We start from the raw sequence: 7,566 nt of genomic DNA, 5'->3' as shown, positions 1-7,566 counted from the left end.
AGACGGAGCTGAGCACCGAGTCGATGCCGTCGGAGGCCGAGCGCTCGATGGTGCGGTCGCCCGCGGAGTCGACGAGGTAGGTGTCGTTGCCGGCGCCGCCGACCAGGGTGTCGGAGCCGGCGCCGCCGTCGAGGGTGTCGTCGCCGGCGAGGCCTTCGAGGCGGTTGGCGGCCGAGTTGCCGGTGAGGATGTTGGCCAGCGTGTTGCCGGTGCCCGACAGCGCGGCCGCGCCCAGGAGCTGCAGGTTCTCGATCTGATCGCCCAGCGTCCAGCTCAGCGCCGCCTGCACCTGGTCCGTGCCTTCGCCGGCCAGCTCGATCACCACGTCGCCGGCGTCGACCAGGTAGGTGTCGTTGCCTGCGCCACCGGCCAGCGTGTCGCGGCCGGCCGCACCGTCCAGGCGGTTGTTGCCGGCATTGCCGGTCAGCCGGTTGGCCTGCGCGCTGCCGGTGGCATCGATGTCGGCGCCGCCGAGGAGGGTCAGGTTCTCGACGTTCTCGGCGACCGTGAAGGACAGCGCGGTCTCGATGGTGTCGACGCCCTCGTCGGCGTTCTCGATGATTCGGTCGCCGCTGCTGTCGACGCGGTAGGTGTCGTTGCCGGCGCCGCCGATCATCGTGTCGTCGCCGCCGCCGCCATCGAGCAGGTTGTCGCCGGCATGACCGACGAGCCGGTTGTCCAGCGCGTTGCCGGTGCCGTCGAGCCGCAGCGCCGCATCGCCAAGCAGGCGCAGGTTCTCCACCTGGTAGCCCAGCGTCATCGACAGGCCCAGCGCCTCGACCGTGTCGATGCCTTCGTCGATGTCCTCGAGCACGTCGTCGTCGAGGCTGTCGACGCGGTAGGTGTCGTCGCCCAGGTCGCCGCTCAGCGTGTCGCGGCCGCCCCCCCCGACGAGCGTGTCGTCGCCGCGGTCGCCGACCAGACTGTCGTTGCCGAGACCGCCGTCGAGCCGGTCGGCCTGCTCGGTGCCGGCGAGGATGTCTTCGCCGTCGGTGCCGTTCAGCGTGACCGCACCGGTCACCGCATCGGGCTGGCCGCCGATGAACTGGTAGCGGTAGACCCCGATCTCGCCGGTGTTGCCGACGGTGCTGTCGAGGGCCGTCAGCGCCGCGGCATCGCCGGAGGCCGGCAGCAGCTGGTAGTGGCGGCCGTCGCCGGCGCTGAAGCCGACGCCACCCGCCAGATCCCAGGTGGTCCACTCGATGTTCTCGTAGCGCAGCTCGAGCGTGAAGTTGCCGTCGCCGGTGCCGCTGATCACCATCTGGAAGGCGTTCTGGCCGGCCGCGCCGCCGAACGGGCCGACGTCGTCCCAGGTGATGACCAGCGAGCCGCCGTTGCTGGCGTCGGCGTGGTACCAGACCTGGTTGGATCCGGTGGAGGTGCCGCCGGCCGAGGCGGTGGCACTGCCGCCCTGGGTGTCGGCGTCGGCGAAGTAGGGCGCGATCGTCGGCGGCGTGCCTGCCAGCGTCATGACCTCGTGGCTGAAGAACGGGCTGGCCGCGATGCCGAAGGTGACGTGACCGTTGGTGCTGATGACCAGGGCGGTCTGGCGGCTGCCGTAGAAGCTCAGCCCCTGCGGGCCGAAGATCGCCGTCAGGTCGATGACGCTGGAGCCGCCGTCGTCGCTGCGCTCGAGTGCGTCCGCGCCGAAGCCCGTGAAGCCGCCAAGGCCGGTGATCAGGGAGGTCATGGGTGGGTATCCAGATGTCGTGATGGTGGGTCTTTCATTTTCTTGTCGTGCATCCGTTGCATCGGCAGGCATTGATCCCCTGTTCAAGGGGGTATGGGCGAGATCGGTCATCGTTCTCGCTTTCCATCCATCCTTCGGCCTTCCGGGCGTGAATACCCCCTGGATGATGGGATTCCCCCTTGATGAAGGGTAGTGGTCGCGAGGATTTCATGTTCCATTCGCCCAGCCCAATGTGAAGCATATGAAATTGCGAGAAAAATAACCTGGTTCCAGCGGAAAGAGCCTCCGGCACCATTTTCTGGTGCCGATCCGATCGGTTCTACTGCCGCTGCACCGGATCCCAGGGCGGGATTGCGGAAAAAACTGTCGGACGCGGGGATGTGATGTTGAACGTGCTGCTGCTGATGAAGCTGGCACTGGATTTCATGACGGTGCAGCGAGGGGCCTCCTTTCTGCTGTGCCTGCTCGTGAGTGCCCTGGTGCTTCTGCGTACCCAGGTCGTCGAGGTGCGCAGCGCAGCGGCGATGCGGGCGATGGTCGGCTTCGTGCTGCTGATCGTGCTGGCCTGGCTGCAGAGCGGGCATGTCGCGATGGCCTTCCGCTATGTCGGACTGCTGCTGCTGGCGGTCGCGATCCCGGTGTGCCTGACCCGGCGCAGTCCGCAGAGCCTGCTCGGCTCGGCCACGCTGCTGCTGTGGGCCAACCTGCTGTTCGGTGTGCTGTGCATCGTCCGGGCGGTCGCGACCGGCGTCTATGCGGAGCGCACCTTCCTGCCATTCGAGCATGCCAATCTCTTCGGCAGCTACATCCTGTCGAGCGTGCCGCTGCTGTTCGTCGTCGAGGCCCGACAGGGCATCCGCTGGGACTACCGGCTGGCCTTCATTGGGCTGGCCTGGGCCTCGACCTCGACCGGCTCGGGCATGCTGTCGCTGTTGCTGCTGCTGAACTTTGCCCGCATCAGCTCCGGGCAGATCCTGAGGACCGTGCTGATGGCAGCGCTGGTCGGCCTCGTCGGCGAGGCCGGGCTGGCGATGTTCAACCCCGAGCTGCACACGAAGATCTTCTCGCCGTTCGCGTTCGTGACCGACTTCGGCATGGGCACGCTGTTCGACGCGGCGCGCATCGGCTACTCGCTCTACGACTTCGGGCCGGAATACGAGAGCTCGCTGACCTGGCGCATCTATGCCTATGTGGTCTTCCTGACCGACGTGATGTCCTCGTCGCTGGCCAGCATCCTCTTCGGCCGCGGCTTCAGCGGCTACGAGGTGGTCTGGAACGGCTACATGCCGCACAACGACTTCATCCTGACGCTGGTGGACTTCGGCGTCATCGGTCTGGTGGTGGTCTTCTACATGCTGCGGCGCCTGCTGCTCTTTGTCCGGAGCCACCGTGAACTGATCGCGCTGGTGCCGATCCTGATCTTCCGCCTGATGTTCGAGAACAACATCTATTCCTTCTATCTGATGTCGTCGCTGGTCATCAATTCCTCCTTCCTTCTGATGGCCTACCGGAGGCGCGCTTGAGAATCCTGGTCATCACCAACATGTATCCGGGGCGGAACCCGGCCTATCCCTATGCTGGAACCTTCGTCGCCGAGCAGGTGCGCGACCTGTCGCGCCATGCGGAGGTGGATGTCGAGGTCATCGAGGGCTTTCGCGGACCTCAGTGGTATGTGAAAGGTTTCGCGCGGGCCTGGACGGCCTGCGTGCGTGGCGGCCATGACGTGATCCATCTTCACTACGGCCTGACGGCGGCTTTCCTGCCGCTGCTGCCGCCGCCGGTGCGCCAGCGCGTGGTGGTGACGCTGCACGGAGGCGACATCCTGGCGCAGCAGGGTCTGCCAGTGCAGGTCGCCATCACCCGCCGTGTGCTGGGCTGTGCGGCGGTGGTGGTGGGGGTCAGCGACGAGATCGCGCAGGCCGCACGGCCTCATGCCCGAGAGGTCGAGGTGCTTCCCTGCGGGGTCGATGACCGCTTCTTCTCGCCGGAGCCTGCGTGCTGCGGCGGCGAGACCTCGCCGGTGCGCCTGATCTTTCCTGGCGATCCGGCACGCGCGGTCAAGAACCATCCGCTGTTCGAGGCGATCGTTACGGCCTGGCGCGAGCGCTTCGGCCCCGTCGAGGTGGTGGTGCTGCACAACATGGAACGCGAGCAGGTCCGCGACGCGATGCGGCGGGCCTCGGCGCTGGTGCTGACTTCGCTGAGCGAGGGATCGCCGCAGGTGGTCAAGGAGGCGCTGGCCTGCGATCTGGCTGTGCTGGCTTCCGACGTGGGTGATGTGCGCCAGCTGCTCGGACGCACGCCGGGCACGGGTGTGTTCAGGCTCGACGAGCCGGTCGGGCGCATTGCCGCGCAGCTGCACGACTGCATCGAGGCAGCACGGGGCTCGCCGGGCGAACGGCGCCGTCGGATCCGTCAGCGGGGTCTCGGCGGTGACCAGATCGCGCAGCGGCTCGGGTCGATCTATGCGCGGTTGTCGCCGCTCGGGACCTGAGCATGGCGATATCCCCGAAACGCTTCGTGCTGCTGCAGGGCTATTTCCTGCTGACCGGACTGATCAATGCCGGCCTGGCCTGGCTGCCGGGCTGCCTGCTGCGCCGGCTGTGGCTGAGGCTGTTCGGCTTTCGCGTCGCAGCCGGTGCTCAGGTCCATCGCCGGGTGCGCTTGACCTCGCCGATCGGCCTGCTCGAGATCGGCGAGGGCAGCATCGTCGGGCCGGGCTGCCTGCTCGACAACCGGCGTGGCATCCGCATCGGCCGCAACGTGAACCTGTCGCGCGAGTGCTGCGTGCTCACGCTTGGCCACGATCTCGGCCACCCCGACTTTCCGACCCGCGGTGAGTCGGTGCAGATCGATGACGACGCCTGGCTGTTCATGTCGGTGCGTGTCATGCCGGGCTGTCGCATCGGCGCCAACGCGGTCGTGTTCCCGTTTTCCGTCGTCACCCGCGAGGTGCCGGCGTCGACGGTCTGGGGTGGCATGCCCGCCCGTCATCTGCGCGACCAGACGGTTCAGCGCGCCCGCCAGGCCTGGTACGGCTACTGGCTGGCCTTCTAGGAGGATCAGAATGTCTGCGAGAACCGCCGTCCGCGAGGAGGAGGAGGATCTGACCGGCATGGCCACCACGCGGCCGCCGACCACCAACCGGCTGTTCGGCATCCAGATCGATGCCGTGACCCGCGACGAGGCGGTCGGTCGGGTCGGAGACTGGCTGGCCGCGCCCTGGCCGGGGCGATGCCGCTACGTGGTGACGCCCAATGTCGACCATGTGCTGAAGCTGCGCGGCGACAGCGGGTTCCGCACCGCCTACGACGAGGCCGACCTGGTCATCGTCGACGGCTGGCCGATCCGGTCGGTCAGCCCGCTGCTGGGCGTGCAGGTGCCCGAGACGATTCCGGGCAGCGACTTCGTGCCCTGGCTGCTCGACGATCACCAGGCGCGCGGGCGCCGGCTGCGTGTCTTCCTGCTCGGTGCGGCCGAGGGGGTGGCGGAGGAGGCCGCGCTGCGCATCGAGGAGCGCTGGCCCTGCGCCGACGTGGTGGGCACGCTGTCGCCGCCGTGGCGCTTCGAGCGCGACGAGGCGCTGTGCGAGCGCATCTGCCGCCGCGTCACCGAGACGGCGCCGGACCTGCTGGTGCTCGGCCTGGGCGCGCCCAAGCAGGAGATCTTCGCGCAGCGCTACCAGCACCAGCTCGGCGCGAAGGTCGCGCTGTGCGTCGGCGCGACGATCGACTTTCTCGCCGGCAGCAAGCGCCGCGCGCCGCCGCTGGTGCGCCAGCTGCGGCTGGAGTGGCTGTACCGCTCGCTGTCGGAGCCGCGCCGGCTCGGGCGGCGCTATCTCGCCGGCATCGTGCAGTTCCCGCTGCTGGTGGCGCGCGAGCTGGTCGAGCGGCACCGGCGATGAGCGCGACGAGGGCGCAGACGGCGGGCGCGCCGGCCGTCTCGGTGCTGATGCCGGTCTGGAACGGCGAGGCGCATCTGGAGGCGGCGATCGCCTCGGTCCTGGGCCAGACCTGGCGCGATCTCGAGCTGGTCGTCGTCGACGACGGCTCGACCGACGGCACGCCGGCGCTGCTGGCCCGGCTGGCGGCGCAGGACGCGCGGCTGCGGGTGCTGACCCGGCCCAACGGCGGCATCGTCGCCGCGCTCAATGCCGGGCTGGCGGCCTGCCGCGGCGCGCTGGTGGCGCGCATGGACGCCGACGACCTGTGCCGGCCCGAGCGCATCGCGCGCCAGGTGGCGGCCTTCCGCGACGATCCCGCGCTGGTGCTGTGCGGCAGCGCGATCGAGATGTTCGGCGACCGGCGCGGCGTGCTGCGCTTCCCGACCGACGACCGCGGCTGCCGGGCGATGCTGGCGACCTGGTCGAGCTTCGCGCATCCGAGCGTGATGATGCGCTCCGACGTGCTGCAGGCGCACGGCCTGCGCTACGACGCCGGCCACCAGTACGCCGAGGACTATCGCCTCTGGTCGGATCTGGCACGCTTCGGCCGGCTGCGAAACCTGCCCGAGCCGCTGCTGCGCTACCGCGTCCACGCCGGGCAGATCAGCCAGGCGCGGCGCCAGGCGCAGCAGGAGGTGCACCTGCGGGTGGCGCTGGACAACCTCGGCGCGCTGGCGCTGCCGCGGCCGGTCGGGCATGCGGAGCTCGCGCCGGTGCTGTTCGCGCACCGTGCCAGCGCCTGGTCGAGCCTGCGCGGCACGCTGGGGCTGACCCGGCGCTGCCTGCAGCAGTCGGCGCCGGCCGACGCGTCGCTGCGGCGCGGCGTGGCGCTGCAGCTGCTGCGCCGGGGCCTGCGCGTCAGCGCCCGCAATCTGGTCGACCGCTGGGCCGCCTGAGCGCAATGAGCGCAGCGAGCGGGACGGGCCCGCCCGGCGCTCAGGCTGCCGCGGCCACCGGCGCGATCAGCTCGACGATGTCGCTGGCGCCGGTCCACTCGCCGACATAGCGCGAGTTCTTGCCGTAGGCGTTGTCGATCACCTGGTTCGGCACCGCCAGCAGGCATGACAGGATGTGGCCGTGCAGGCGGTCGGTGACGACGCGCTCGTGGCTGCCGAACAGCGCGATGGCCTGCGCGGCGAGCGCTTCGACATGGCCGCGCCAGGCCCGCAGCGCCGGCTGCGAGACCTGCCCGTCCAGGCGCAGCGCACGCAGCACCCGCAGCGCGCGGCACAGGTTCAGGTAGACCGCGTCGCGCCGGCCGACGAAGTCGGGCCAGTCGCTGCGGGTGACGGCCGCATGCTCCGTGCCGGGCAGGCTCGGCGGCTCGCCGGACTCGCCGTCGGTGCGGATGAAGTGCAGCACCCGGCCGGTCCGGTCGGACGGCGGCGCCGCGTGCGCGCTGCGCTGCAGCGGCCAGAGCTGGTGCGCCATGTCCGGCAGCAGGTGCACGTTCGGGGTGAACTCGCGCGCCAGCACCATCGACTCGCGGTCGCGCACGCACAGGTGGAAGTCGGGGTGGCGCCGGTAGCGCGGTGCCATGCGCGCGATCGCCTCCGGATCGCGGAAGTGCAGCGACTGCGGCATCACGATGACCCGGTGGCCGGCCAGGCGCTCGATGCTGGTGTCGCGCACCGACTGCGGATGCTCGTACAGATCGCCGAAGTTGCCTCCGCCCTGGAAGACGACGACCTCGTCGGGGCGCACCCGCGACAGGTCGAAGTTGAAGTAGGCCGAGCGGCGCCGCACCTCGATGCGGTGGCGCTCGAAGAAGCGTTCGGTGCCGAGCATGATCAGCAGGTCGCCGACGTTGGCGTACATCGGCACGTCGACGTACTGGACCGGGCGGCCGCCGATCAGCTCGGCGATCTGCCCGTGCCGTGCGGCCAGGCGGTCCATCACTTCGGCATGGGGAAGGGCGCAGGCGCCCGCGGGG

General features: G+C 69.8%; 7 protein-coding genes. 5 read left to right on the top strand and 2 right to left on the bottom strand.

Annotation, left to right across the window (positions count from 1 at the left end; genetic code table 11):
* On the bottom strand, positions 1-1,690 hold a 1,690-nt coding region (locus HNQ01_RS21665), incomplete at its 3' end, for a nidogen-like domain-containing protein (RefSeq protein WP_286181087.1).
* Between the two features lie 383 nt (positions 1,691-2,073).
* On the opposite strand from HNQ01_RS21665, the gene HNQ01_RS21660 reads away from it, so the two are divergent.
* The 5 genes from HNQ01_RS21660 to HNQ01_RS21640 are packed head-to-tail and all read left to right on the top strand — an operon-like array spanning position 2,074 to position 6,529.
* Positions 2,074-3,213: a hypothetical protein gene (locus tag HNQ01_RS21660; RefSeq protein WP_173807596.1), complete on the top strand. Its 1,140-nt coding sequence runs from the start codon at positions 2,074-2,076 to the stop codon at positions 3,211-3,213.
* Positions 3,210-4,184 (top strand): glycosyltransferase, encoded by a 975-nt coding sequence (locus HNQ01_RS21655; RefSeq protein WP_173807595.1) that lies wholly within the window; start codon positions 3,210-3,212, stop codon positions 4,182-4,184. Before HNQ01_RS21660 ends, HNQ01_RS21655 begins: the two co-directional genes overlap by 4 nt.
* Positions 4,185-4,186: 2 nt before the next feature.
* The gene (locus tag HNQ01_RS21650; protein WP_173807594.1) at positions 4,187-4,747 is read left to right on the top strand and encodes an acyltransferase; all 561 of its coding nucleotides are present in this window, start codon (positions 4,187-4,189) and stop codon (positions 4,745-4,747) included.
* 10 nt (positions 4,748-4,757) lie between these two features.
* Positions 4,758-5,594, top strand: a complete 837-nt coding sequence (locus HNQ01_RS21645; protein ID WP_217427651.1) for a WecB/TagA/CpsF family glycosyltransferase — start codon at positions 4,758-4,760, stop codon at positions 5,592-5,594.
* Positions 5,591-6,529, top strand: a complete 939-nt coding sequence (locus HNQ01_RS21640) for a glycosyltransferase family 2 protein (RefSeq protein WP_173807593.1) — start codon at positions 5,591-5,593, stop codon at positions 6,527-6,529. The genes HNQ01_RS21645 and HNQ01_RS21640 overlap by 4 nt, the downstream gene beginning before the upstream one ends.
* Positions 6,530-6,569: 40 nt before the next feature.
* On the opposite strand, the gene HNQ01_RS21635 is transcribed toward HNQ01_RS21640, so the two are convergent.
* Positions 6,570-7,529 carry a polysaccharide pyruvyl transferase family protein gene (locus HNQ01_RS21635; RefSeq protein WP_173807592.1) on the bottom strand — a complete coding sequence of 320 codons (960 nt, stop codon included), beginning with the start codon at positions 7,527-7,529 and terminating at the stop codon, positions 6,570-6,572.
* Positions 7,530-7,566: the final 37 nt, after the last annotated feature.

The organism is Sphaerotilus uruguayifluvii, assembly GCF_013294065.1.
GTDB lineage: Bacteria > Pseudomonadota > Gammaproteobacteria > Burkholderiales > Burkholderiaceae_C > Sphaerotilus > Sphaerotilus uruguayifluvii.
This window is presented reverse-complemented; position numbering and strand designations above follow the sequence as displayed.

Bases quoted from the DNA above. Each gene is read 5' to 3' on its own strand.
- HNQ01_RS21635 (WP_173807592.1), bottom strand. From the start codon at position 7,529: ATGGACCGCCTGGCCGCACGGCACGGGCAGATCGCCGAGCTGATCGGC.
- HNQ01_RS21660 (WP_173807596.1), top strand. From the start codon at position 2,074: ATGTTGAACGTGCTGCTGCTGATGAAGCTGGCACTGGATTTCATGACG.
- HNQ01_RS21645 (WP_217427651.1), top strand. From the start codon at position 4,758: ATGTCTGCGAGAACCGCCGTCCGCGAGGAGGAGGAGGATCTGACCGGC.
- HNQ01_RS21640 (WP_173807593.1), top strand. From the start codon at position 5,591: ATGAGCGCGACGAGGGCGCAGACGGCGGGCGCGCCGGCCGTCTCGGTG.
- HNQ01_RS21650 (WP_173807594.1), top strand. From the start codon at position 4,187: ATGGCGATATCCCCGAAACGCTTCGTGCTGCTGCAGGGCTATTTCCTG.